The following is a 23681-nucleotide window of genomic DNA, read 5'->3' on the forward strand; positions in this document are numbered from 1 at the left end:
TGCCCTGAGGGCCGGCAATATTACCGACGTGTTAACGCTACCTGATCGATCTTGACTGACCTGCATCTACCGGCCTGCGCAGTGAATTGTCGGCTCCGTAACATTCGCCCCACTGATCACGATCAAGTTCACGTGTCGCACACATTCGGGGATGAAAAGCGCAGTCGTCTGAAGACCGTCATCGGCGCCGTGCTCGTCGCGTTGGCGTTCGCGTGCGGGGTGGCGCCGCAGGCCGCCGCCCAACCCGCAGGCAAGGATTTCACCAAGCCCGCGATCGTGATCCTGGGCTACGGGCTCACCCCGGACGGCTGGATGCGCCCGATCCTCTACACCCGGGTGCTGACCGGATTGGCCGTCGCGCAGGCCTTTCCGCAGTCCCCGATCATCGTCACCGGTGGCAACCCGAAAAAGGGGCGCACGGAGGCGGGCGAGATGCGCAACCTGCTGCGGCTGCTCGGTTTCCCCGCGAACAGGATCATCGTCGAGGACAAGGCCAACAGCACGGTCCAGAACGCCCAGTTCTCGGTACCGCTGGCCGAGAAGGCCGACACCACGGGGATCATCCTGGTGACGTCCTCGACCCATCAGGGTCGCGCCGACAGGAACTTCGCCGACGCGGGCGGCAACATGCTGGCCACCGTCAGCTTCCCGGACGGCAATCCGCAGACCAACATCACCCAGTTCATCCGTGACGTGCTCAGCCCGCTGACCCCCATCGGCTGAACCGTTCTAAGGTGGCCGGGTGACAACGGACGCTGCCGCGGCCGATTTCCGGGCCCGCCTCCTTGTGGCGTTCGAGGCCTCGATCGCCGAAGACGGCTACGCCAAGACGACGATCGCGGACATCGTGCGCCGCGCCCGGACCTCGCGCCGGACGTTCTACGAGCACTTCTCCAGCAAGGACGAGTGCTTCATGGCGCTGCTCGCCGAAGCCAACGCCGAACAGGTCCGGTCCATCGCCGGTGCCGTCGACCCCGAGGCGCCGTGGCAGCAGCAGGCCCGCCAGGCCATCGAGGCGTGGATCGCCTCGGGAGAGTCCCGGCCCGACCTCACCCTGAGCTGGATCCGCGACGGCCCCTCGCTCGGGGCGGCGGGCCGCGAGCTCACCCGGGAGTCCATGGAGCATTTCGTCGACATGGTCACCGCACTGATGGACAGCGCACAGTTCCGCGCCGCCGGGATCGGCCCGGTGTCGCGGCAGCGCATCGTCATGTTGCTCGGCGGCCTGCGCGAACTCACCGCCATCACCGTCGAGAACGGCGGGAAGATGAGCGATATCACCGAGGAGGCCGTCGACGCCACCATCGCGCTGTTCGCCCCGCGCTGACCGGAGTCGACGTCTCGACCTCTCCGGTACGTTGAGCTGATGGTTCGGCCCGCTCAGACGGCGCGCAGTGAGCGTACGCGCGACGCGCTCCGCCAGGCGGCGATGGTGCGTTTCCTCGCCCAGGGCGTGGAGGACACCTCGGCCGAACAGATCGCCGCCGACGCCGGGGTGTCGCTGCGGACCTTCTACCGGCATTTCTCGTCCAAGCATGATCTGCTGTTCGTCGACTACGACGCCGGCCTGGAATGGTTCCGCACCGCGCTGGCCAACCGCTCCCCCCAGGAGCCGATCGTCGAGGCAGTGCACTCGGCGATCCTGCAATCCCCCTACGACGTGGACGCGGTGGCCAAGATCGCCGAGCTGCGCGCCGACGAGCTCGACCCGGGCCGCATCGTGCGCCATATCCGGCAGGTCGAGGCGTCCTTCGCCGAGGTCGTCGAGGAGCACCTGCGCCAGGACGATCCGCCGCGGCCGGGCTCCGATGCCGCGCTGCGGGTCACCGTCGCCGCCCGTTGCATCGCCGCGGCGGTGTTCGGCGCCATGGAGGTGTGGATGCTGGCCGAAGTGCGCTCACTGCCCGAACTGGCCAGGCTGTGCCGGATGGCGCTCGACTCGCTGGAATCCGGGGTCATCCCGGCAGGATAGTTTTGTCATTATTGACAAAACATTGGCCGGGGTGGAACCTGGGCTGATGCCGGACTACGACGCGATCGTCATCGGCGCGGGCCACAACGGCCTGGCCGCCGCCGCCCTGCTGCAACGCGCCGGGATGCGCACCCTGTGCCTGGACGCCAAGCTCTATGCCGGCGGAATGGCTTCCACCGTAGAGCTTTTCGACGGATACAAGTTCGAGATCGCGGGCTCGTTGCAGTTCCCGACCTCGGCGGTGGTCAGCCGCGAACTGGGCCTCGACACGCTGCCATGCGTCGATGTCGACGTCATGTCGGTATCGCTGCGCGGCATCGGTGACGAGCCCGTCATCTACTACACCGATCCGATGAAGCTGCTCACCCACCTCAACGAGGTGCACGGCGCCGAGGCGGTCAACGGCATGGCCGGGCTGATGGCATGGAGCCTGGCGCCCACCTGCGCGCTCGGCCGCTTCGACGCCGATACGCCGGCGAAGACTCTCGACGAGATGTATGCCTGTGCGCACAACGAATTCGAGCGTTCGGCCATCACAGACATGCTGTTCGGCTCGGTCACCGATGTGCTCGATCGCTATCTGCCCGACGCCGAGAAGCACGGTGCGCTGCGCGGCATGCTCAGCTTTCTGGCCGTCAACACCACCTACCGCGGACCGGCCACACCCGGCAGTGCAGCAGCTCTGGCCTTCGGGCTGGCCGTGCCCGATGAGAACGCCGTGCTGATGAAGAAACTACGCGGCGGCATCGGCGCGCTCACCGCGCATCTGAGTGACCTGCTGACCGCGGGCGGGGGAGAACTGCGGTTGCGGTCCCAGGTCGAGGAGATCCTCACCGCCGAAGGCCGCGTGACCGGGGTGCGGTTGGCGGACGGTTCCACCATCGGGGCGCCGGTCGTCATCTCGGCGCTGGCGCCCGACCTCACCGTGACGAGCCTGCTGGATTCCGCGGCCGTGCCCGCCGAGGCGCGCGAGCGCTACACCCACATCGACCACCGTGGCAGCTACCTGCAGATGCACTTCGCACTCGACGGCATCCCGACCTTCGCCGACCCGTACGGCATGCTCAACGACCCCGAAATGCAGTCGGCCATCGGCCTTTTCAGCACACCCGAGGAACTGCAGCAGCAGTGGGAGGATTGCCGGCGCGGTATCGTGCCCGCCGATCCGGCCATCGCCATGCAGATGCCGTCGGTGCAGGATCCCGGCCTCGCCCCGCCCGGCAAGCACGCGGTGTCGGCATTCTCGCTGTGGTTTCCGGTGGAGGACACGGGGGGATCTTCATACGGTGAGCTGAAGAACGAGATGGGTCAACGGGTGATCGACAAGATCAGCAGACTGGCACCGGATTTCGAGAGCCTGATCTCCCGGCACACCACCTTCACCCCGAAGCACATGGGCACCATGTTCGGGGCGCCGGGCGGTGACTACTGCCATGGCCTGATCCACCCCGAACAGATGGGACCCAACCGGCCAGGCCCCAGAGGCTACGGCGATCAGGAACTCCCGGTCGCCGGGCTGTACCTGGGCAGCGCGGGATGCCATGGTGGGCCGGGCATCACCTTCATCCCCGGCTACAACGCCGCCAAGGCGGCACTTGCCGAGGCGCGTTAAGCGTCGTCGACCGCGCTGCCTTCGGCGGTGGCGCCGCCCTCGTCGGACCAGTCCGCCCGGTCCCCGGCGCCCTTGGCGGGATCGCTCTGGACGTCGTCCTCGGCACCCTCGGGGCCTGCGTCTGACTCGGTGGTCTTGGGATCTGCACTCACGGAAGCGGACTACCCGTTTCGTCGGCTCCGGAAACGGTGCGCACCACCTCGGCCCGACTTCACCACCGCCGGTCAGCCGCCCTGAAGCCGGCGCATCCAGTCCCGGGGTACCCGATCACGCGGTCCCGGAGTCGGTTGGTCGGCCGGGTGCGCCTGCGGCGCAGCCAGATCGGGGCCGTCGTAGTACTCGTCGGTGGCGTAGTTCCAGAACCAGTCCTCGCCGGGTTCGAAGCTGCGGATGATGGGATGCCCGGTGTCACGCCAGTGCTGGGAGGCGTGTTTGGCCAGCGAATCGTCGCAGCAACCGATATGGCCGCAGGCCGCGCACCGGCGCAGGTGTACCCACCATCCGCCGTCGGCGTCGCACTCCACGCATCCGGTACCGCTCGGGGGCTTGGCGGGGTCGATGTCCACCTGGCCGAGTCTACTTCCGCTCCCGCCAGGCCCGCTCGAACGGCAGCCGCCACGCGTTGGGGGCGATCAGTTGGTGGATCGCGTTCGGGCCCCAGGTGCCCGGCTGGTACAGCTTGGCAGGCGGCGGATCGTCGAGCAGATGAGCCGAACGCTCCCAGAGGGATTCGATGCCCTCGGCGGTGGTGAACAGTGTGTGGTCGCCGCGCATCGCATCCAGGATGAGCCGCTCATAGGCCTCCAGCACGTCGCCGTTGCTCGGGATCTCCGTGGTGGAGAACTGCATGGACATCTTGTCCAGCTTCATGCCCGGCCCGGGGCGCTTTCCGTAGAAGGACAGCGACACCTTGGAATTGTCGGCCAGATCGAAGGTCAGGTGGTCGGGGCCCTGGGAGCCCACGCCCGACCCGGCCGGGAACATGGTGCGTGGGGCCTCTTTGAAGGCGATGGAGATGATGCGCATACCCTCGGCCATCTTCTTGCCGGTCCGCAGATAGATCGGCACACCGGCCCAGCGCCAGTTGTCGATGCCGACCTTGAGGGCGATGAAGGTCTCGGTATCGGAATCTCTTGCCACACCGTCGAGGTCGCGGTATCCGGCGAACTGTCCGCGCACCACGTCGTTGCACTGGATCGGCAGCATCGAGCGGAACACCTTGTTCTTCTCCTCGCTGATCGCGCGCGGTTCCAGCGCGGTCGGCGGTTCCATCACGACGAAGGCCATCACCTGGAATAGGTGAGTGACCACCATGTCCTTGTATGCGCCGGTGCTCTCGTAGAAGTTGGCGCGCTCGTCCAGACCGAGCATCTCCGGGATGTCGATCTGGATGTGGTCGATGAAGTTACGATTCCAGATCGGCTCGAACAGTCCGTTGGCGAATCGGAACGCCAGGATGTTCTGCGCGGCCTCCTTGCCCAGGAAGTGGTCGATCCGGAACACCTGACGTTCCTTGAACGTCTCGTGCACGAAGTCGTTCAGGGCCACCGCGCTGGCCAGGTCGGTGCCGAACGGCTTCTCCATCACCACCCGCGAGCGTTCCACCAGATTGGCCTCACGCAGCATGGTGATGACCGCGCGGGCCGCCTTGGGAGGCACCGAAAGGTAGTGCAGCCGTTGAGCACTCCCACCGAGTCGGGCCTCGGCGGCGGCGACGGCTTCGGCGAGCGCCTCCGGGCCGGCTCCCTGCGGGACGTAGCTGAGCATCTTGGAGACATCGGCCCACTGCTCGTCGGTGAGCTTGTGCGTGCCGAACCTCTCGATCGCGTCCTTGGCCAGCGCGCGGAACTCGTCGTCGGTGAGATCCTCCAGCGAAGTCCCGACCACCTGAATGTTGGGTGCCAGCTCCGACTGGTCCAGGTAGGCCATCCCGGGCAGCAGCTTGCGTTTGGCGAGATCGCCGGTCGCCCCGAACAACACGATGACGTGGGGTTCGAGCGGGTCGGTGTCCCGACGGTGCGGGCGGGCACCCGGTGCGGGGTAGGCGATGGTCTGCGGGTTCTCGGCGGCCATGGCCGCGATGTTGCCATCCGTACGTTAACGCTGCGCGACATCGCTACTGTCAGGCCATGGCAACCAGCGTTTCCCGTGAAGTGGTGATCGAGGCGTCCCCCGAGGAGATCTTCGCCGTCGTCGCCGACGTCGAATCCACCCCGAGCTGGTCACCCCAGTACCAGAAGGCCGAGGTGGTGGACCGCGACGGCGAGGGCCGTCCGCACCGGGTCATCCAGACCATCAAGACGGTCGGCATCAGCGATCAGCTGACCATCGACTACACCTGGGAGGAGTACAAGGTCAGTTGGGTCCTGGTGAAGGCCAGTCAGCTGAAATCCCAGGAGTGCAGTTACACGCTGACCCCCGAGGGCGACAAGACGCGCGTCCGGTTCGACATGACCATCGACCTGGCGATCCCGCTGCCCGGGTTCGTGCTCAAGCAGGTGATGAAGGGCGCCATCGACGTCGCGACCAGCGGCCTGCGCAAGCAGGTGCTGAAGGTCAAGAAGGGATGACGCCGTCCGGCCCGCTGGCCGGTGTCCGGGTCCTCGAACTCGGTGGCATCGGGCCCGGGCCGCATGCGGCGATGATGCTGGCCGATCTCGGTGCCGACGTGGTGCGGGTGCGCAGGCCCAGCCGGGCGAGCGAAGCGACGGGGGAAACAGGGCCTGAAGATGCCGGCCGAGAACGTCGACCTGCTGCACCGCGGCAAGCGGATCGTCGACCTGGACGTGAAAGCCGACCCGCAGGCGTTATTGGACCTCGCCGCCAAGGCCGATGTGCTGCTGGACGGCTTCCGGCCGGGCACCTGCGAGCGCCTCGGGATCGGGCCTCAGGACTGCGCCGCGGTGAACCCGCGGCTGATCTTCGCGCGCATCACCGGGTGGGGGCAGGATGGGCCGCTGGCACAGACCGCGGGGCACGACATCAACTATCTGTCGCAGACCGGGGCGCTGAGCGCCATCGGCTACCGGGACCGGCCGCCGGTCGCGCCGCTGAATCTGGTCGCCGATTTCGGCGGCGGTTCGATGCTGGTGCTGGTCGGCATCGTCGCGGCCCTGTTCGAGCGCGAGAAATCCGGTGCCGGGCAGGTGATCGACGCCGCCATGGTCGATGGGGTCAGCATGCTGGCGCAGGTGATGTGGACCATGAAGGCGACGGGTTCGCTTGCCGATCAACGGGAGTCGTTCCTGCTCGACGGCGGCGCCCCGTTCTATCGGGTCTACGAGACCGCCGACGGCGGGCACATGGCGGTGGGTTCCATCGAGCCGCAGTTCTTCGCGGCGCTGCTCGCCGGACTCGGCGTGGATGCAGGGGAGGTGCCCGCCCAGTCCGACCGGGACCGCTGGCCCGCCATGCGTGCGGTGTTCGAGGCCCGGTTCGCCACCCGCACCCGGGCGCAGTGGACGGCGATCTTCGCGGGCACCGATGCCTGCGTCACCCCGGTGCTGAACTGGGCCGAGGCCGCCGAGGACGAGCATCTGCTGGCCAGGGACACGCTGGTCGACGAGCACGGGGTGCGTCAGGCCGCGCCGGCGCCGCGGTTCTCCCGTACCCCGGCCGGGCCGATCGGCCGACCGCCGCAGCAGACCACGGCGCTGGACCAGGTCGGCTGGTGAGCCGGATTTGCTGCTGTCGGCGGTGTAAATTGGCAATGCCCAGTTGGTCGAAATCCTTGCGCCAGTTTAAGGGCAGTCTTATATTTGCCTGATGGCTGTCAGAGCGTCGAGAGAAATCCTCTTCGACGCCTCGCCGGAGGCGATCCTTGATGCGCTCGCCGACATCGACGAGGTGCCGACCTGGTCCACCCTGCATCGGTCCGCGGAGGTGGTGGACCGCCATCCCGACGGCAGGCCCCATCACGTCAGGGCGACGGTGAAGATCATGGGGATCACCGACAGGGAGATGCTGGAGTACCACTGGGGCGACGACTGGATGGTCTGGGACGCCCAGAACACCTTCCAGCAGCGCGGCCAGCACGGCGAGTACAAGCTGATCCGTGAGGGTGACCGCACCCGCGTCCGGTTCGATCTCTTCATCGATCTGGTCGCGCCGATCCCGGAGTTCCTGTTGCGCAGGGCCAAGGCGATGGTGCTCGACGCGGCGGTGAACCGTCTTCGCACCCGGGTCACCCGCTTCCACGGCTGAGCGCCCGACGGATCCGAAACAGCGGCGCAACACGACCGGCCTAATCTGAGCCGATGGGGGTGCGGCGCTCGGTTCTGCTCGAATGCCTGGTCGCCGAACGGGCGGGCACCTCCCAGGACGGTGTGCTCGGCGAACTGCGGCGCGCCATTCTGGACGGTGGCGTCCCGCCGGGCACGCAGATTCCGCTGGCCGAGGTCGCCGAAATTTTCGGGGTGAGTCAGATCCCGATCCGCGAGGCGCTGAAGACCCTTGTTGCCGAGGGGCTTATCTCGCACCGCCGCAACGGTGGTTACACCGTCGCGCTGCTGACCGCGCAGGAACTGCGCGAGATGTACATCGTGCGAGAAACATTGGAATCGGCATCGCTGGCCGCCGCGGTGCACAACGCCACCGACACCGATCGCGCCACCGCGGTGATCGCCAACCAGCGCCTGGAACAAGCCATCCGGGACGGGGATGCGGCCGCATATCATCGCGGCAGCAGGCAATTTCATGCCGCGCTGACCGGCCCCTCACGGATGCACCGGCTGCTGCACATGCTGGAGGCCGCCTGGAACGTCACCGAACCGGTGCAGTCGATGGTGCATGTCAGCCCCGCCGATCGGGCTGAACTGCACGCCGATCACCGCGCCATGCTGGAGGCGTTCCTGGCCGGCGATATCGATGCGCTGCTGGCCATTTCCGAACAGCATGCCGCCCGGCTCAACGCCGTCATCGCCACCCTGCCGCGCGACACCGGCCTGCTGGCGTGAGCGAATATATTTCCCGTGCAACGGACCGATAAGTCCGCCGAAACGGTGGGGAAACAATCCGGTCCCATAGTCGGCAACCATGACCGATACCGTTGTACCTCCGCATGACGCGCCCCCGGGAGCCGTTGTCGGTGCTGGTGACATCGTCGAAGCCGCCGGCCATCCGGTCGGCGGCGGCGTCATCAAGCCCGGCTACGACCCGCGCCTGACGAACGAGGATCTCGCCCCGCTGGGCAAGCAGACCTGGACGTCCTACAACATCTTTGCGTTCTGGATGTCCGATGTGCACAGCGTCGGCGGCTACGTCACCGCCGGCAGCCTGTTCGCGCTCGGCCTGGCCAGCTGGCAGGTGCTGATCGCACTGCTGGTCGGCATCAGCATCGTGTACTTCTTCTGCAACCTGGTGGCCAAGCCCAGCCAGGCGACCGGGGTGCCGTATCCGGTGATCTGCCGCACCGTGTTCGGTGTGCTGGGCGCCAACATCCCGGCCATCATCCGCGGTTTGATCGCGGTGGCCTGGTACGGCATCCAGACCTTCCTGGCTTCGGCGGCACTGGACATCGTGCTGATCAAACTCTTTCCCAGCCTGGCCCCCTACGCGGTGGTCGCGGACTACGGATTCGCTGGATTGTCACTGCTGGGCTGGGGTAGCTTCCTGCTGCTGTGGGTGTTGCAGGCCTGCGTGTTCTGGCGCGGTATGGAGTCGATCCGCAAGTTCATCGACTTCTGCGGGCCCGCCGTCTACGTTGTCATGTTCATGCTCTGCGGTTACCTGATCTACGAGGCCGGTTGGGCCGCCATCGATCTGAACCTCGGTGGGGTCACCTACACCGGCTGGTCATCGGTTCCGGTGATGCTGGGCGCCATCGCCCTGGTGGTCTCCTACTTCTCCGGCCCCATGCTCAACTTCGGCGACTTCTCCCGCTACGGAAAGTCGTTCGCGGCCGTCAAGAAGGGCAACTTCCTCGGCCTGCCGGTCAACTTCCTGGTGTTCTCGGTGCTGGTGGTCGTCACCGCATCGCTGACCCTGCCGGTGTTCGGTGAGCTCATCACCGACCCGGTCGAGACGGTGGCCCGCATCGACAGCACCTTCGCGATCGTGTTGGGCGCGTTGACCTTCGCCATCGCCACCATCGGTATCAACATCGTTGCCAACTTCATCTCCCCGGCGTTCGACTTCTCCAACGTCAGCCCGCAGCGCATCAGCTGGCGCGCCGGCGGCATGATCGCCGCCGTCGGTTCGGTGCTGATCACACCGTGGAACCTGTACAACAACCCCGAGGTCATCCACTACACGCTGGAGACACTGGGCGCCTTCATCGGCCCGCTCTTCGGTGTGCTGATCGCCGACTACTACCTGATCCGCAAGCAGAAGGTGGTGCTGGACGATCTGTTCACCATGGATGAGTCCGGGAAATACTGGTACACCAAGGGATACAACAAAGTGGCCGTCGTCGCCACCGTCATCGGTGCCATCTTGGCCATGATCCCGGTGTTGCTCGGTGGTTCCGTGGCGGGCATGGCTGCCGCCGCCCAGTACAGCTGGTTCATCGGTTGCGGAGTCGGCTTCGCGATCTACTACCTGTGGGGTAAGCGGGACGTCCTGGTGGCAGAATCGGTGTCGTGACACGTATTTGGGTGATCAACCCGAACACCACCCGGGCAATGACCTCGACGATCGAGGTCTGCGCCCGGGCGGTGGCGGCTGCGGGGGTGGATGTCACCGGTGTGACCTCCGAGTTCGGGCCGCCGTCCATCGAGAGTCATTACGACGAGGCGATGAGTGTGCCCGGCCTGCTGGCGGCGATCCAGCGCGGTGAGGCCGAGGGCGTCGACGGTTATGTCATCGCCTGTTTCGGGGACCCAGGCCTGGACGCCGCACGGGAACTGGCCACCGGGCCGGTGATCGGTATCGCCGAGGCCGCCATGCAGACCGCGAGCCACCTGGGCCGCGGGTTCAGCATCGTGACGACGCTGGGCCGTACCATCGGGCGGGCCGAGGAACTGGCCGAACGCTACGGGATGAGCCGCTTCTGCCGCGGCTATCACGCCTGCGAAATACCGGTCCTGGATCTCGAAACCGATCCGATGGCAACGAAACTCGTCACCGAAGCCTGCCGGGAGGCGGTGGAGCGGGACCGTTCCGACGCGGTGGTGCTGGGCTGCGCGGGGATGGCCGATATGTGCAAGCGTATCTCCGAGGAGATCGGTGTGCCCGTGGTCGACGGTGTCACCGCCGCCACGCTCACGGTGCAGTCGCTGGTGACGATGGGGCTGCGTACCGGCAAGCGCGGCGAGTTCGCGACGCCGCCGGCCAAGGAGTACGTCCACAAGGCCTAATCCGTGGTGGCGGGTCCGGCGGCGGGTTCTGCCGCCGGACCCGCTGCGCGGGCTGTTTCACTGTGGAGTTGTCAAGGTGCCGTGTGGTTTTGGTTATGCGGCGGTGGGCAGGGTGGTCATGGTGCGGCGCGCATGCGATCTCAGGTGCGCGGGTTCGGGTTCATCCGGGCGGTGCGGTGGGATGAACCAGGGGTGGCGGTCGGCGCCGAGGTAGACCTGCCAGCCGCCGTGGTGGATCGCGGTGTGGTGCAGTCGACACAGCAGCACACCGTTGTCGATGCTGGTGGTGCCGCCGCTGGCCCAGGGTTGGATGTGGTGGGCATCGCACCAGGAGACGGGTCGTCCGCAGACGGTGGGTGCGCGCACCCACCGTCGCGGACCGCCAACCCTTTACGGATCAGGGGCGTAAACAACCTTTCGCTGCGTCCGACGTCCAGGGGTGCACCCGCGCCATCGACAGTCACCGTCGTGAGGGTGCTGTCGCACGAGACAAGCTCTGCGGTGCCTGCGGTGATGGGGCCGGTGAATCCGAGGGTGTCGACGAACCCTGTTGCGGTGGGGCGGATCAGGGTGACGTGCGGGAGCACACCACCGCTCATCGGGCGCTGCGAGCTCGACAGGTAGGTGCGCATGATCTGTCCGAATGCGTCGGCGCGACGCTTACCGACTGGGCGTGGGTCCGGGGATCCGTCGGGCAGCGGTATCGGCCGGCACAGCGGGTCCAGTGCGGTGAGCAGCTCCTCCGCGGTGAGTGCGTCGAGATCCAGGCTGGCGGCGACCCGGCCGTCCTCGGTCTGCACCACGGTCATGTCGTTGAGGTCGGCGTTCTCCGCGACCGGCACCATGCCCTCGTCCTGCGGCGATGTGGCGGCCTGCGCGATGGCGATCTCGCGGGCCTTCTTGGCCACCCCGGAGGGGGTGGTCTGGATCATCAGCGTCGTCACGACGCCCGCCCGGTCTTCCTCGGACAGGGCGACTCTGGCGCTGATGTGGGCTATTCCTTTTCCGACGGCGTCGGCGAATTCGATGCCGATCCCACCGAGACGCTGCTGCTGGGTCAGCGCAGTCAGGGTGTGCGCTGCACGACCGACCCGGGCGGCCCGGTACGCCGCGCCCGGCGCCACACCCAGACTGGTGAGCAGATCGGCCCCCGAACGCAGGTGCTTGCGTGCCGGAATGCCCACACGCTCAGCCGCCGCGACCGCCTGGGCGATCACATGATCGAACAGATTGCGGGCGGTGACCGCGGCCACCAACACCGCCAACAAAGGCTGCTCATCAATCACCCGGCGGGGAGCGTCGAGCAGATGAAACGGAGTGCGATCCTCATCCCGCACAGGCGAGGGGGTGAGATCATCGATCAGCGCATCGATGACCGTGTCGAGATCAGTGGCGTCCATGTGGATACCGGCTTTCACAGAAGGTGCCCAAAGGGCACGATCAGTCACAACGGCTCGCATAATCCCGCGGGACCATCGAACCTCTCGGCGACCGGAGTCGCGGTCTGAAGCTCACCGTGGCGCTATGGGAGCTACGTCGCATTCGAACTTGTGTTCGATACTACGCCGAATCAAGGCCTCGCGCAAGGGAGATGCATCAAGATATCGGTGACACTTTGACGGCTGACGGGCCGGCCGCGGCGCTCGAAGCGCGGCACGACAAGCTACAGGTCCGGCGCCGGGTGGACCGCCCGCCAGTGTTCGGCGATCTCGATGCGTCGTGCCACCCACACCCGATCGTGTGACTGCACGTAGTCCAGGAACCGCTGCAGCGCCGCCGCCCGGGCGGGCCGGCCGACCAGCCGGCAGTGCAGGCCCACGGACAACATCTTCGCCTGTCCGGCAACACCTTCGGCGTAGAGCACGTCGAAGGCATCGCGCAGGTGCGCATAGAACTCGTCACCGTTGGCGAACCCGGCCGGCGACGAGAACCGCATATCGTTGGTGTCCAGGGTGTAGGGCACCACCAGATGATCGGTGTCGCGGACCCTCACCCAGTACGGCAGATCGTCGGCATAGGAATCCGAGTCGTAGACGAACCCGCCGTGCTCCACCACCAGCTCGCGGGTGTGCGGGGAATCCCGACCGGTGTACCAGCCCAGCGGCGCCGCGCCTGTCAGTTCGGTCAGGATCTGCATGGCCTCGGTCATATGGGCGCGTTCGGTGTCCTCGCCGATCAGCTGATAGGACTTCCAGCGCAGTCCGTGACAGGCGATCTCGTGACCCAGCTCCGAGAACGCCGCCACCGCTTCGGGATTGCGTTGCATGGCACGTGCCACCGCGAAGATCGTGAGTGGCAGGCCGCGCTGCTCGAAGATCCGCAAGATCCGCCACAGCCCCGCACGTGAGCCGTACTCGTACATCGACTCCATGCTCATGTGCCGGCTGCCGAACGCTTCGGCCGGGGTGATCTCGGACAGGAACGTCTCCGACGCGGGATCGCCGTCCAGGATCGAGTTCTCGGCGCCCTCTTCGTAATTCAGCACGAACTGGACGGCGATCGCGGCGCCGCCGGGCCACCGCGGATCTGGGGTGTGGCGCCCGTACCCGATCAGGTCGCGGGGATACGTCACGCCAGCTCCCCGTACAGCCGCAGCCGTGCGAGCCCGCCGTCCGGGTAGATGTCCAGCCGTACCTCGGTGAGCACGTCGTCGGCGTCGATGAGGAACTTGTGCCGGGTATCGGGCAGCAGATCGGTGCGTGGCAACAGTTCCACCCGGTCACCGTTGGCGCGGAACCCGGTGAGCGCGGCCGAGCCGGGGGAGTTGCCGATGAAATACGAGGTGTCGATCTCGGCCAGATTGACGCGGCCGGGACCGGCCAGCCGGAACCGCACCCAGTCGTTGGCGTCATCGCGGCGGCGTGCGGTCTCCCAGCCGTCGCCCATCACCTGGGCGTAGCCGGGGAAGATCAGGTTCTGCGGGGAACTGTAGAACCTGTTGGAGCAGTCCAGGACCAGGCCCCCGTTCTCCAGCGCGGCGAGGTCCAGCGGGCCGACACCGAAGAAGCGCTTGTCCGGCAGGCCTTCCCCGTGCACCCGCAGCCGCGCCACCCCACCGTCGGGGTAGATGTTGAGTCGCACATGGGTCCAGCGGTTTTCGGAACTGACCTCGAAGTTGTTGCGGGTGTCCCCGTAGGCGCGGCTGCGTTCGATCAGCGGCGTCCAGTTCTCGTCGGCGGCCAGCTGTTCGGCGGTGGGGTAGCCGTCGACCTCGAGCGCGTCCAACGAGATGGCGGGCGGGTAGTTGCCCTTGAACCATGCGGTGTCCACCACCACGCCGCGGATCACTCCGGGTACCCCGAGCCGGACGATCGCGGTGTCATGGCCGGTTTCGCGGCGGCGCCGGGTCTCCCAGCCGTCGTACACCTGGCCCTTGTGCCCGAACGAGGCCGGCCGGTACGTAGACGGTCCCTGCGAGATCAGGTTTTCCTTCTCGGCGAACGACTCGTCATTCGCCCAGACAACGGCGCCGCCGAGAGTGCGCAGCGCCAGATCCGGCAGCCAGGTGAAGTCGGGGAGAGATTCGGTCATATCAGCTTCCGGTCCTTGAGCTTTCGCAGTACATCGATGGTGGCCGCGGGGGCCAGGGTCGCGACGTCGTCGGAGTCGAACGCGCCGCAGTCCAATCCGCGCAGGACCACCGTCGACAGCGCCTCCGCGGTGGCGGGCTCATCGGCGATGGCGCCGCCCCGGCGGTCCAGGTAGGCCTGCAGCCGGGGTGCGGCCGCAACGACGGCGGCGCGGAAGAAGGTGAAGGTGGCCAGCCATCGGGTCACCAGATGGCCGGCATGCATATCCCAGCCCTGGTAGTAGCCGCGTTCCAGGGACCGGGTCACCAACCGGTGATGTCTGCGGATAGCGGCCACCACCTGGTCGTCGGAGCCGACCGGGAACACCTGGGTGGATCCGTCGGCGATCCACACCCCGGTCTGGGCGGCGGCGGTCTGCATGACGGCCTTGGCGTGGTCGGCGATGGGATGGTCCAGGGACTGCTGCTGCGGTGCGATACCGCAGGCTGCGCTGTAGTCGTAGGTGCCATAGTGCAATCCGCTGCATCGGCCGTCGGCCAGATCGATGGCCCGGGCCACTGTCGCGGTGCCGTCGGGTCCGATGACCGCCTGCGGGCTCTCGATCTGCAACTCGAACTGGAGGGCGCCCGCGGGCAGACCGTGCACCTGCTCCAGAGCCTCACACAGCCAGACCGTGGCGGTGACCTGTTCGGCCGCACGCAGTTTCGGCACGGTGAACACGAAACCCGGTGGGACGCCGCCGTCGAGCACCAGTTCCAGGGTGCGCACCGACCGTCGCCGATCCGCGGCGGTCAGCCCCTTGATCCGGATCCCGGAACAGTCCAGCGCCAGCGCGCGCAGGGTGTCTCCGGCCCGCACCGCGTCCGCGTCCTCGGCATCCTCGGCGCGCCGCCCGTACCCGTCCTCGAAGTCCAGCCGCAGATCCGCGATGGGTGCGGTGCGCAGCCGGTCCCTGACCATTGCCAGGGTGGTCTCATCCCCGAGTTCGGCGAACACCTCGGGGTAGCGGTCCAGCAGTTCGAGCGCGTGCGCGCCCCACTCGATGACGGTGGCCGGGCCGGCGTCCGCGGCACTGAGGTACACGGTGTGCACCGGCTGGCTGCCGGAGCGGTCCCCGGGGTAGCGAGCGGCCAACGCGGCGTCGACACCCTCGAGCAGGGCGTCGAGACGTGTGAGCGTGTCCTCGGGGACTCGGCGCACAGTGGGCATCGGTCCATCCTGCCGTGTCAGCGCGACTTGAGCACCCCGAGGCGACGGATCGCCTCGTTCATCGTCTCGTCGCGTTTGCAGAAAGCGAAGCGCACCAGGTGATTCCAACCGTGATCGCCGCTGGTGAACGCCGACATGGGAATCGCGGCGACGCCGGCGCGCTCGGGTAGTTCGGCACAGAACGTGGTGGAGTCGGAGTATCCGAGAGGCCGTGGGTCCGCACACAGAAAATAGGTGCCGTGGCTGTCGTGCACCCCGAACCCGATGTCGGTCAGGGCCGCGGCCAGCCGGTTGCGCCGGGCCTGCAACGTATCGCGCAGGGCCAGCGACCAGCCGTCCTCGTCGTTGAGGGCCCGGGCGACCGCGGGCTGGAATGGCGCGCCGCCCACGTAGCTCAGGTACTGCTTGGCCGCCCGCACGCCCGCGATGAGGTCGGCGGGGCCGCATGTCCACCCGATCTTCCAGCCGGTGACGTTGAACATCTTGGCCGCACTGGAGATGGTGACGGTCCGCTCCGCCATGCCGGGCAGCGCCGCGAGCGGCAGATGCCGCAGGCCGTCGAACACCAGGTTCTCGTACACCTCGTCGGTGATGACCAGCAGGTCGTGGGCGATCGCCAGTTCGGCAATCGCGGCCAGCTCCTCTGCGGAGGCCACGCTGCCGGTCGGGTTGTGCGGTGAATTGAGGATGAGCGCCCGGGTGTTGGGCGTCACCGCGCCCCGCAGGGCCTCGACGTCGATGGCGAAGCCGCTGCCGTCGGCCACCATCGGCACCGCGACCCGGTGGCAGCCGGCCATCGCGATCACCGGTGAGTAGGAGTCATAGAACGGCTCGATCACCAACACCTCGGAACCGGGCTCGACCAGCCCGATGACCGATGCGGCGATGGCTTCGGTCGCCCCGACGGTGACCAGGATCTCGGTGTCCGGGTCGTAGTTGACGCCGTACAGCCGGCGGCGCTGCTCGGCGATGGCCGTACGGAGCGCAGGGATACCCAGGCCGGGCGGGTACTGGTTGATGCCCTCGGCGATGGCGTCCTGGGCGACCTTCAGCATGCCGGCGGGGCCGTCCTCGTCGGGAAAGCCCTGTCCGAGATTCACCGCGCCGATGCGGGCCGCCAGTGCCGACATCTCGGCGAAGATCGTCACCGCGTACGGCTGGAGTCTGCGCACGGTCATGGCCTCGACCCTATCCGTGCTGGGATCTGAACCCGGGTGGCACCACCCGCAGCTTGGCGGCGATCCGCGTCAGCGCCGCCAGGTCGGTGCCCGTGAGTGGGTCGATGATCAGTTCACGGACCGCACGCACGTGGATCGGCGCGGCCTCGACGACCAGCCGGTGGCCGTCGTCGGTGAGCTCGGCCAGCGTGTAGCGGCCGTCGTCGGGGTCCGGGAAGCGGGTGACCCAACCGCGCTGCTCGAAGCGTTTCACCACATTGGACAGCCGCGACAGGGATCCGTTGGCCAGGAACGCCAACTCGCTCATCCGGATTCGCCGGTCCGGTGCATCGGAGATGTGGCTGAGCGTCAGGTACTCGAAAAGGGTGAGGTCGACGTGGCGCAGCGGAGCCTCGAGTTTCCCGGGCATCAGCAGGATCAGCGAGATCAGACCCGTCCATGCCTGCTTCTCGTCGTCGGACAACCACTGGGGTGCGTCGGTGCTCGCCATCGGGATGACTTTACGCATGAAGTCATCGGGTGTACGTTTGACTTCATGCATGAAGTGAAAAATGATATCGAGTTCTTCGTGACGCCGGGCTACGGGCAGAGCGCCCTGGCCGAACGGCACTATCACCAAGCCGTGCGGATCGGCGACAGGGTGGAGATCTCCGGGCAGGGCGGCTGGGACGACGATCTCAACTTCCCGGAGTCACTGGAGGACGAGATCGTCCGGGCTTTCGAGAACGTGGAGCGCACCCTCGCTGCGGCCGGCGCCTCCTGGCGAGATGTCGTGCACGTGAACTCGTACCACGTGCTCAAGGAGCCGGACGAGAACTTCGACGCCCACAACGAGGTCATGTTCGCGCAGCTTCGTCAGTGGATGCCGGACCGGCCGCCCATCTGGACCGAGATCGGTGTCACCGCGCTCGGGGCACCGAAGATGCGCATCGAGATCCGTGTCACCGCGGTGGTCGAGAGCTGATGCGCGCCATCGTCTTCGACCCCGATGCCCCGCGCAAGTTCGCGTTTGCCGATGCCCCCGACCCGGTGCCCACGGCGCCGAACGAACTGCTGATCGACGTCAAGGCCATCTCGCTGAACTTCGGTGAGGTGTACTACGGTGACAACGCCGAACATCCCGGGGACATCCCCGGCTGGGACAGCGCCGGCGTCGTGACAACCGCCGCCGCGGACGGTTCCGGTCCGCCGGTGGGCACCAGGGTGGCCGGGGCTTCCTGGTCGCAGGGCTGGGCGCAACGTCGGGTGCTGGCGTCGGAAAACGTTGCGGTGATCCCCGATTCGGTCGATTTCGACACGGCGGCCGCGCTGCCGGTCGCCGGGGTGACCGCCGTGCAGACCATCCGCCGGCTCGGTCCGGTACTCGGCAAGCGGGTTCTGGTCACCGGAGCCTCGGGTGGTGTCGGCCGACTGGCCGTGCAGTTGGCGGCCCGGGCGGGTGCGCATGTGATCGCCGCGGTCGGCAGCCCCGAGCGCGGTGCGGGCCTGCGCGAACTCGGCGCCGACGAGATCGTGGTCGGCCTCGACGGGGTGGAACCGGTGCATGGGGTGCTCGAACACATCGGCGGCACCATGCTGGCCGATGCGTACGGACTGCTCGCCGACGGCGGCACGCTGATCTCGGTCGGATCGGCGTCCGGCCAGTCGACGCTGATCGATTTCGAGGCGGCGCGAATGGCCAGGAAGAACAACAGGATCGAGTCGTTCATGGCGAACTGGCCGTTGGGCGAGGAACTGCAGTACGTGCTGGATCTCACCGGCCGCGGGCTGCTGGACGCCCAGGTGGGCTACCGCGACTCCTGGGACAATCTCGATGCCGCGATCGACGCCCTGCTCGGCCGGCGGGTGGCCGGCAAGGCGACGCTCACGGTCAGCTGAGCAGCGGACGCAGATCGGTCTCCAGCCAGTCGGTGAAGCTCTGCCAACCGATCTGCGGGTACCGCGTATGCAGTGCGGCGATATCGACGGTGTAACCGCCGGAGGCCAGGAAGGTAAACATCGCCCGCATGTCATCGGAGGCGATGAGCTCAGGATCGCGGGTCACCAGTTCCACGGGCCTGCCCAGCGTCTCGGACAGCGCGGCCGCCATCTCCCGGCCGGTCGGCTGATCGGAGGCGATATCGATCCGGGCGCCGCGCACCGGTTCGGGATCGGTGAGCACCGCGCCGACGAACCGTCCCAGATCGCGACGGGACAACTGCTGCAACGAGGCATCGGCGGGCAGCGGAAGCTCGAACACGCCGGCCTTGATGGCGTCGAGGCCGCCCAGCATGTTGTCGTAGAAATACGACGGTCCGACGATGGTGTACGACAACCCGGACCGTGCCAGCGCCGCCTCCACCGCGACCTTGCTGTCGAAATGCGGTATGCCGGTGTGCTGGTCGGCATCGGCGACCGAGGAGAACACCAGGTGCGGCACCCGCGCTGCCAGCGCTGCATCCAGGATGGTCCGGCCCTGGGCGATCTCGGCCTCGGGACCGTCCTCGAACGGCGTGGTCAACGCGTAGGCGCCGTCGACCCCGGTGAAGGCCCGTGTCACCGAGGTCTCATCGGACAGGTCCGCGGCGACGACCTCGACGCCGGCTGCGCTGAGCCGCTGAGCCGACGCGGAGTCGGTACGGCGGGTGATCCCGCGGACCGTCGCCCCGCTTTCCAGTAGCGCCCTGACCACGGCGCCACCCTGCGCGCCGGTGGCGCCCAACACTGCGAAATGTCCTGTCATCACTACAGCCTAATGGCCGGTTACCCAACGCCTTCCAGGGTGTCCGTCTCGGTCTGACCGATCCGGGCGATGACCTCGGGGCGATTGCGCACCAGGTGGTAGTACCAGCCCAATGCTACGGCGACGGTCGCCAGGAACAGGTACGGCAGGATGTTCAGCGGGAAGCTGGGCACCGGGTATACGTTGGCGAAGAAGGTGTAGGCCATGGCGAGGATCGCGACGACGGCGGTGACCCACACCAGCCGGTTCGGTTGGCCGGTGCGCCGGGTGTAGACCACACAGGCGGCGGCGACCAGCGAGTAGGCGACCATGTATCCGTAGGTGGCGTAGGTGTCGACCCACACCACGATGTCCATCGGATGCACACCGGCGGCGAGCAGGACGACGTCCAGGGCGATGGCCGCCGGCCCGGCGATCAGCAGCACCCGGTGCGGCGTCAGGTGGCCTTCGTGGGTGCGGCCGAACCTGTCCGCGACCACGCCCTCCTTGCCCATCACGTACACGATGCGGCCGACGACGTTCAGTGGGGCGACCACCACCGCGAAGAACGAGGCGCCGACACCGAACAGCAGGATTGGGTTGAACCAGGAGGGCATACCGATCAGAATCGCGATGTCCTGCAAAGGATTGGCGCTGTCGGCTAGCCCTTCCTGCAGCACCGCGATCTGCGTGTAGGCGGCGAACACATACAGCACACCCACCACGAGCGCGCTCCACATGATGGCGCGGGGGATGGCGGTGTACGGGTTGCGTGCCTCCCGGCCCAGCGCGTCGGCCGAGGAGAACCCGACGAAACCGAGGATGCCGAGCACCATGCCGGCGGCCACACCCTGTCCGGGGATATCGCTGAACGAGAACTGGGACGGATCCCAGGCCGCGGGTCCCGCCCATACCAGGGCGAGCACCAGCAGGACCACGATGATGGTGACCGAGACCAACTCCAGGGTCAGCGATACCCGCGCCGAGAGCCGGATCCCGCGGATGGTGAACAGCGTTGCCAGACCGCCTAATACGATCGCAAGCACGATCGTCGACCCGACGCCGCCCGCCGGAATCCCCAGGGAGATCAGGAAATCGCTGGTGTAGGAGACCGCCCCGCCGAGCGAGCCGGCGGCGATGCCCCAGCAGCCCACCAACAGCGCCACTCCCGCGAGGTAGGCTCCGAACGGCCCGAGGCCCTTGGACACATAGGTGTACAGCGAGCCGGCCGACGCGTTGCGGCGGGCGAACACCACCACGCAGTAGCCGACCGACAGGATGACCACCGTCGCCAGCGCGAACGACACGATGGTGCCGGTGCCCGCGCTCAGATAGATGGCCGCCGCCGTGAAGGCGATGACCGCGCTGGGCGCGATGTTGGCGATGGCCTGCGCGGCCAGTTCGGGACCGGACATCACTCCGTGACGCAGGCCGGCGTCGACGGGAGGGGTTTCGGTGGCCATTCGGCTCCTTGAGATTCGAAAGTTGTTGTCGATGAGGATTTTCAGGGAATGAGCAGGGTGCGCAGCGCTTCGCCGGACTCGAGGTCGTCGAACGCTGCGGCCGCCTCCTCCAACGGTCGGCTGGCCCAGACCAGCGCATCGAGTTTGAGCTGGCCGTCCATGTAGCGATCGACGAGCGCGGGGATGTCGATGGAGGGACGCACCGATCCGTAGTTCGAGCCGAGGATGCGCTGGTCGGCTTCGGCCAGCACCAGCGGTTCGAACGACGCCTTGGCCCCGGTGGGCGGCAGACCGACCACGACGGCCGCCCCGCCCAGCCCGAGCATCCGGATGGCCTGCTCGGTGGTGCCGGTGTGACCGAATGCGTCGAACGCGTAGTCGACACCGTCGGGGATCAACTCCCGCAACTGCTCCTCGGCATCGCCGGCGGCGGCGTTGATGCGGTCGGTGGCGCCGAACTGCACGGCCATCTTGGTCTTGTCGTCGCGGACGTCGATGGCGATGATCCGGCTGGCGCCGGCCAGCTTCGCGCCCTGGATGACGTTGAGGCCGACGCCGCCGCAGCCGATTACCGCAACGGAGGCACCCGGTTCGACCGCGGCGGTGTTGAGCACCGCGCCGACACCGGTCGCCACGGCGCAGCCGACCAGGGCGATGACGTCCAGCGGCGCATCCTCGCGCACCTTCACCGCGCCGGACGCGGGGACGACGACCTCCTCGGCGAAAGAGGACACCCCGAGATAGTGGTGCACGACCTCGCCGTTGCGCGACAGGCGCGATGTGCCGTCGAAAAGGGTCCCCAGCGGTGCGACCACGGTGGCGACCTTCTGGCAACGCGCCTCGTGGCCGGACCGGCAGTAGCGGCATTCGCCGCACGGCGGCACCCAGGAGAGCACCACATGGTCACCGACCGCGAGCGTGGTGACGCCCTCGCCGAGTTCGGTCACCACGCCGGACCCTTCGTGCCCCATGACCAGAGGCGCGGGCGCGTCCCACTCGCCGCGTTTGACGTGCAGATCCGAGTGGCACACGCCGGCGGCAGCGATCCGCACCCGCACCTCGCCCGGTTTGGGACCGGCCAGGTCGACGTCCACGTACTCGATGGGCGTGGCGGGATCTCGGAAGACGATCGCTTTCACGGTGCTCCTTTACAAGCGGAATCCATCGACTAGGGGAATCCACCGAATCGTAGGGAGCGGGCAGCTCCGAGCACAGCCGCAAAAAGTGTGATCAGTGGAGCCAAATCCATCATTTTGTACACTCCGGGCGTGGCCTATGACGTGCGGGCGATCGCCGAGCATTTCGGTGCCGAGCTGATCGCCGGTGCCGTCGACGGGGCGACGCCGGTGGAGGGCAGCGTGGCTCTGGCCGACCTGGTGCTGGCGAGCTCGCCCGGCTACGCCACGCTGGTGGTGGCCGCCCCGATGGACTGGGCGGCAGCGCTGGCGTCCAGAGACGGGCGGACGCCGCTCGCCGGATCCGTCGCGATCATCGCCGGGGGCACCGCCGCCGACACGCTCCGCACGGTCCTCGTCGACAGGGCGATCACCGCAGTCGTGGTGCCCGATCTGGCCGCCGACGTGCTGCATGCCAGGCTCACGGCTCTGGTCGCGGCCGACCAGGCCGCCGAGGACCGCAGGGTCACCACCGGGACCAAGGTGCTCACCCAGGTGGCCCGGCGCGGAGGCGTGGTCGCGGTGGTGGCCGAGCTGGCGCACCGGATCGACGGCTGGGCAGTGCTTCTCGACGCGCACGGTGAGGTGATCACCACCGCCGGCGCCGGCAGCCTGCACGTACGGGACGCGGGCTCGGTGGCGTTCGGGCGCCGGGTGCGGATCCGTCACCCCGGGCTGCAGGTGCACCCGGTCGGGCAGGGCGAGGATGTCAGTGCCTACCTGGTCATCGGCGCCCGGGGTTCCACCAGCCGCAGCCGTGATCTGGCTTCCCAGGTGGCCGCCCTGCTGGATCTGCTGCTGCACACCGCCGACCATCCGGCAACCGAGCGGCTGGGCCGAGAGGTGATGATGTCGACGCTGTTGCGCGGCGGCGCCGAGGCGGCAACGCTGTTGCGCCGGTGGGGCGTTCGCGAACAGTCGCTGACGGCGTTCGCGGTGGCGTCGAGATCGACCGCCATCGATCCGGAGCGGCAAGCGATCCGCTGGCTCGACGAGCTCGGAGCCGTTCACATGGTGTCGGCCGAGCGCGGGCAGGTGCTCGGTTTCATCGGAGCCGACCGTGCACCGGAACTCGCCGCCATGGTGGAGCGGCTCACCGCCGACGCAAGTCTGCCGCTGCGGATTGGGCTGGGATCGGCCGCGACGCCACAGCTGTTGGGCCGCAGCGCCGCCGAAGCCAGGCAGGCACTGGAGACCGCGGTGGTCGACTCCCGTCCGGTCGTCTGGTACCGCACGCTGGCCACCGTCTCGTACGTCTTGGACCATCTCGACCATAGCGCGATGACCCGCGTCGCGGCGGTGCTGGATCCACTACGCGACGACGGCGGGCACCACGGCGCGCTGACCCGCACGTTGGAGATCTACCTGGCCGAGCACGGCGCGTGGGGTTCCTCGGCGAGCCGGCTACACGTGCACCGGCAGACGCTGGCGGCGCGGATCCGCCGGATCGAGGAGCTGACCGGATTGTCGATGGCCAGCCCCGACGACCGGGCGGCCGCCTGGCTGGCCATCCGTGCCCTCAAGAGCCCGGCGCTGGGCTGAGGTG

The 23681-nt window shown here is 67.6% G+C and carries 24 protein-coding genes and 2 pseudogenes; 13 read left to right on the plus strand and 13 right to left on the minus strand.

What is annotated here, in order from left to right:
* The first annotated feature begins 132 nt into the window (after positions 1-132).
* The 4 genes from EXE63_RS19855 to EXE63_RS19870 are packed head-to-tail and all read left to right on the plus strand — an operon-like array spanning position 133 to position 3584.
* On the plus strand, positions 133-723 hold the full coding sequence (locus EXE63_RS19855; protein ID WP_209999769.1) for a YdcF family protein: 591 nt from the start codon (positions 133-135) through the stop codon (positions 721-723).
* Between the two features lie 19 nt (positions 724-742).
* The gene (locus tag EXE63_RS19860; protein WP_168143339.1) at positions 743-1327 is read left to right on the plus strand and encodes a TetR/AcrR family transcriptional regulator; all 585 of its coding nucleotides are present in this window, start codon (positions 743-745) and stop codon (positions 1325-1327) included.
* 39 nt (positions 1328-1366) lie between these two features.
* Positions 1367-1972, plus strand: coding sequence for a TetR/AcrR family transcriptional regulator (locus EXE63_RS19865; protein ID WP_168143340.1), 606 nt, complete (start codon positions 1367-1369; stop codon positions 1970-1972).
* Between the two features lie 46 nt (positions 1973-2018).
* Positions 2019-3584, plus strand: a complete 1566-nt coding sequence (locus tag EXE63_RS19870) for a phytoene desaturase family protein (protein WP_168143341.1) — start codon at positions 2019-2021, stop codon at positions 3582-3584.
* On the opposite strand, the gene EXE63_RS19875 is transcribed toward EXE63_RS19870, so the two are convergent.
* The 3 genes from EXE63_RS19875 to zwf form a co-directional block, all read right to left on the minus strand.
* Positions 3581-3736, minus strand: coding sequence for a hypothetical protein (locus tag EXE63_RS19875; protein ID WP_168143342.1), 156 nt, complete (start codon positions 3734-3736; stop codon positions 3581-3583). The genes EXE63_RS19870 and EXE63_RS19875 overlap by 4 nt on opposite strands.
* A gap of 72 nt (positions 3737-3808) precedes the next feature.
* Positions 3809-4150: a UBP-type zinc finger domain-containing protein gene (locus EXE63_RS19880; protein ID WP_168143343.1), complete on the minus strand. Its 342-nt coding sequence runs from the start codon at positions 4148-4150 to the stop codon at positions 3809-3811.
* Between the two features lie 10 nt (positions 4151-4160).
* Entirely contained in the window at positions 4161-5657 is a 1497-nt protein-coding gene (gene zwf / locus EXE63_RS19885; RefSeq protein ID WP_168143344.1) for a glucose-6-phosphate dehydrogenase, read from the minus strand.
* 56 nt (positions 5658-5713) lie between these two features.
* Between zwf and EXE63_RS19890 the strand changes: the two genes are divergently transcribed.
* The 6 genes and pseudogenes from EXE63_RS19890 to EXE63_RS19915 all read left to right on the plus strand — a co-directional run bounded on the left by EXE63_RS19890 (position 5714) and on the right by EXE63_RS19915 (position 10879).
* Positions 5714-6154 (plus strand): SRPBCC family protein, encoded by a 441-nt coding sequence (locus EXE63_RS19890; protein WP_168143345.1) that lies wholly within the window; start codon positions 5714-5716, stop codon positions 6152-6154.
* Positions 6151-7258 (plus strand): annotated as a pseudogene (locus EXE63_RS19895) (CaiB/BaiF CoA transferase family protein). Before EXE63_RS19890 ends, EXE63_RS19895 begins: the two are co-directional and overlap by 4 nt.
* Positions 7259-7349: 91 nt before the next feature.
* Complete coding sequence (locus EXE63_RS19900; protein WP_168143346.1) at positions 7350-7787, plus strand: SRPBCC family protein; 438 nt, start codon at positions 7350-7352, stop codon at positions 7785-7787.
* A gap of 53 nt (positions 7788-7840) precedes the next feature.
* Positions 7841-8539, plus strand: coding sequence for a GntR family transcriptional regulator (locus EXE63_RS19905; protein ID WP_168143347.1), 699 nt, complete (start codon positions 7841-7843; stop codon positions 8537-8539).
* 79 nt (positions 8540-8618) lie between these two features.
* On the plus strand, positions 8619-10166 hold the full coding sequence (locus EXE63_RS19910; protein ID WP_168143348.1) for an NCS1 family nucleobase:cation symporter-1: 1548 nt from the start codon (positions 8619-8621) through the stop codon (positions 10164-10166).
* Positions 10163-10879, plus strand: coding sequence for an aspartate/glutamate racemase family protein (locus EXE63_RS19915; RefSeq protein WP_168143349.1), 717 nt, complete (start codon positions 10163-10165; stop codon positions 10877-10879). Before EXE63_RS19910 ends, EXE63_RS19915 begins: the two co-directional genes overlap by 4 nt.
* Before the next feature lie 93 nt (positions 10880-10972).
* On the opposite strand, the gene EXE63_RS33020 is transcribed toward EXE63_RS19915, so the two are convergent.
* The 7 genes and pseudogenes from EXE63_RS33020 to EXE63_RS19945 all read right to left on the minus strand — a co-directional run bounded on the left by EXE63_RS33020 (position 10973) and on the right by EXE63_RS19945 (position 17286).
* Entirely contained in the window at positions 10973-11245 is a 273-nt protein-coding gene (locus EXE63_RS33020) for an HNH endonuclease signature motif containing protein (RefSeq protein ID WP_234904190.1), read from the minus strand.
* Positions 11246-11310: 65 nt separating this feature from the next.
* Positions 11311-12339: pseudogene (locus tag EXE63_RS19920) on the minus strand (DUF222 domain-containing protein); the annotation flags it as partial.
* Between the two features lie 203 nt (positions 12340-12542).
* On the minus strand, positions 12543-13451 hold the full coding sequence (gene puuE, locus EXE63_RS19925) for an allantoinase PuuE (protein WP_168143350.1): 909 nt from the start codon (positions 13449-13451) through the stop codon (positions 12543-12545).
* Positions 13448-14410, minus strand: coding sequence for an allantoicase (gene alc / locus EXE63_RS19930; protein WP_168143351.1), 963 nt, complete (start codon positions 14408-14410; stop codon positions 13448-13450). Before alc ends, puuE begins: the two co-directional genes overlap by 4 nt.
* Positions 14407-15618, minus strand: coding sequence for a DUF6986 family protein (locus EXE63_RS19935; RefSeq protein ID WP_168143352.1), 1212 nt, complete (start codon positions 15616-15618; stop codon positions 14407-14409). The genes alc and EXE63_RS19935 overlap by 4 nt, the downstream gene beginning before the upstream one ends.
* Before the next feature lie 17 nt (positions 15619-15635).
* Positions 15636-16796 (minus strand): pyridoxal phosphate-dependent aminotransferase, encoded by a 1161-nt coding sequence (locus EXE63_RS19940; protein ID WP_168143353.1) that lies wholly within the window; start codon positions 16794-16796, stop codon positions 15636-15638.
* Between the two features lie 10 nt (positions 16797-16806).
* Positions 16807-17286, minus strand: a complete 480-nt coding sequence (locus tag EXE63_RS19945) for a MarR family winged helix-turn-helix transcriptional regulator (RefSeq protein ID WP_168145667.1) — start codon at positions 17284-17286, stop codon at positions 16807-16809.
* A gap of 45 nt (positions 17287-17331) precedes the next feature.
* On the opposite strand from EXE63_RS19945, the gene EXE63_RS19950 reads away from it, so the two are divergent.
* Entirely contained in the window at positions 17332-17760 is a 429-nt protein-coding gene (locus EXE63_RS19950; RefSeq protein WP_168143354.1) for a RidA family protein, read from the plus strand.
* Entirely contained in the window at positions 17760-18674 is a 915-nt protein-coding gene (locus EXE63_RS19955) for a zinc-binding dehydrogenase (RefSeq protein ID WP_168143355.1), read from the plus strand. The genes EXE63_RS19950 and EXE63_RS19955 overlap by 1 nt, the downstream gene beginning before the upstream one ends.
* Here the strand turns inward: EXE63_RS19955 and EXE63_RS19960 are convergent.
* The 3 genes from EXE63_RS19960 to EXE63_RS19970 are packed head-to-tail and all read right to left on the minus strand — an operon-like array spanning position 18667 to position 22099.
* Positions 18667-19518, minus strand: coding sequence for an NmrA/HSCARG family protein (locus EXE63_RS19960; RefSeq protein WP_168143356.1), 852 nt, complete (start codon positions 19516-19518; stop codon positions 18667-18669). The two genes, EXE63_RS19955 and EXE63_RS19960, sit on opposite strands and share 8 nt — an antisense overlap.
* Before the next feature lie 20 nt (positions 19519-19538).
* A complete protein-coding gene (locus tag EXE63_RS19965; RefSeq protein WP_168143357.1) occupies positions 19539-20960 on the minus strand; it encodes an APC family permease in 1422 nt (473 codons plus the stop codon).
* Positions 20961-21001: 41 nt separating this feature from the next.
* The gene (locus tag EXE63_RS19970; protein ID WP_168143358.1) at positions 21002-22099 is read right to left on the minus strand and encodes an alcohol dehydrogenase catalytic domain-containing protein; all 1098 of its coding nucleotides are present in this window, start codon (positions 22097-22099) and stop codon (positions 21002-21004) included.
* Positions 22100-22228: 129 nt separating this feature from the next.
* Between EXE63_RS19970 and EXE63_RS19975 the strand changes: the two genes are divergently transcribed.
* On the plus strand, positions 22229-23677 hold the full coding sequence (locus tag EXE63_RS19975) for a PucR family transcriptional regulator (RefSeq protein WP_168143359.1): 1449 nt from the start codon (positions 22229-22231) through the stop codon (positions 23675-23677).
* Positions 23678-23681 lie beyond the last annotated feature (4 nt).

This window comes from Mycolicibacterium frederiksbergense, from assembly GCF_012223425.1.
Classification (GTDB): domain Bacteria; phylum Actinomycetota; class Actinomycetes; order Mycobacteriales; family Mycobacteriaceae; genus Mycobacterium; species Mycobacterium frederiksbergense.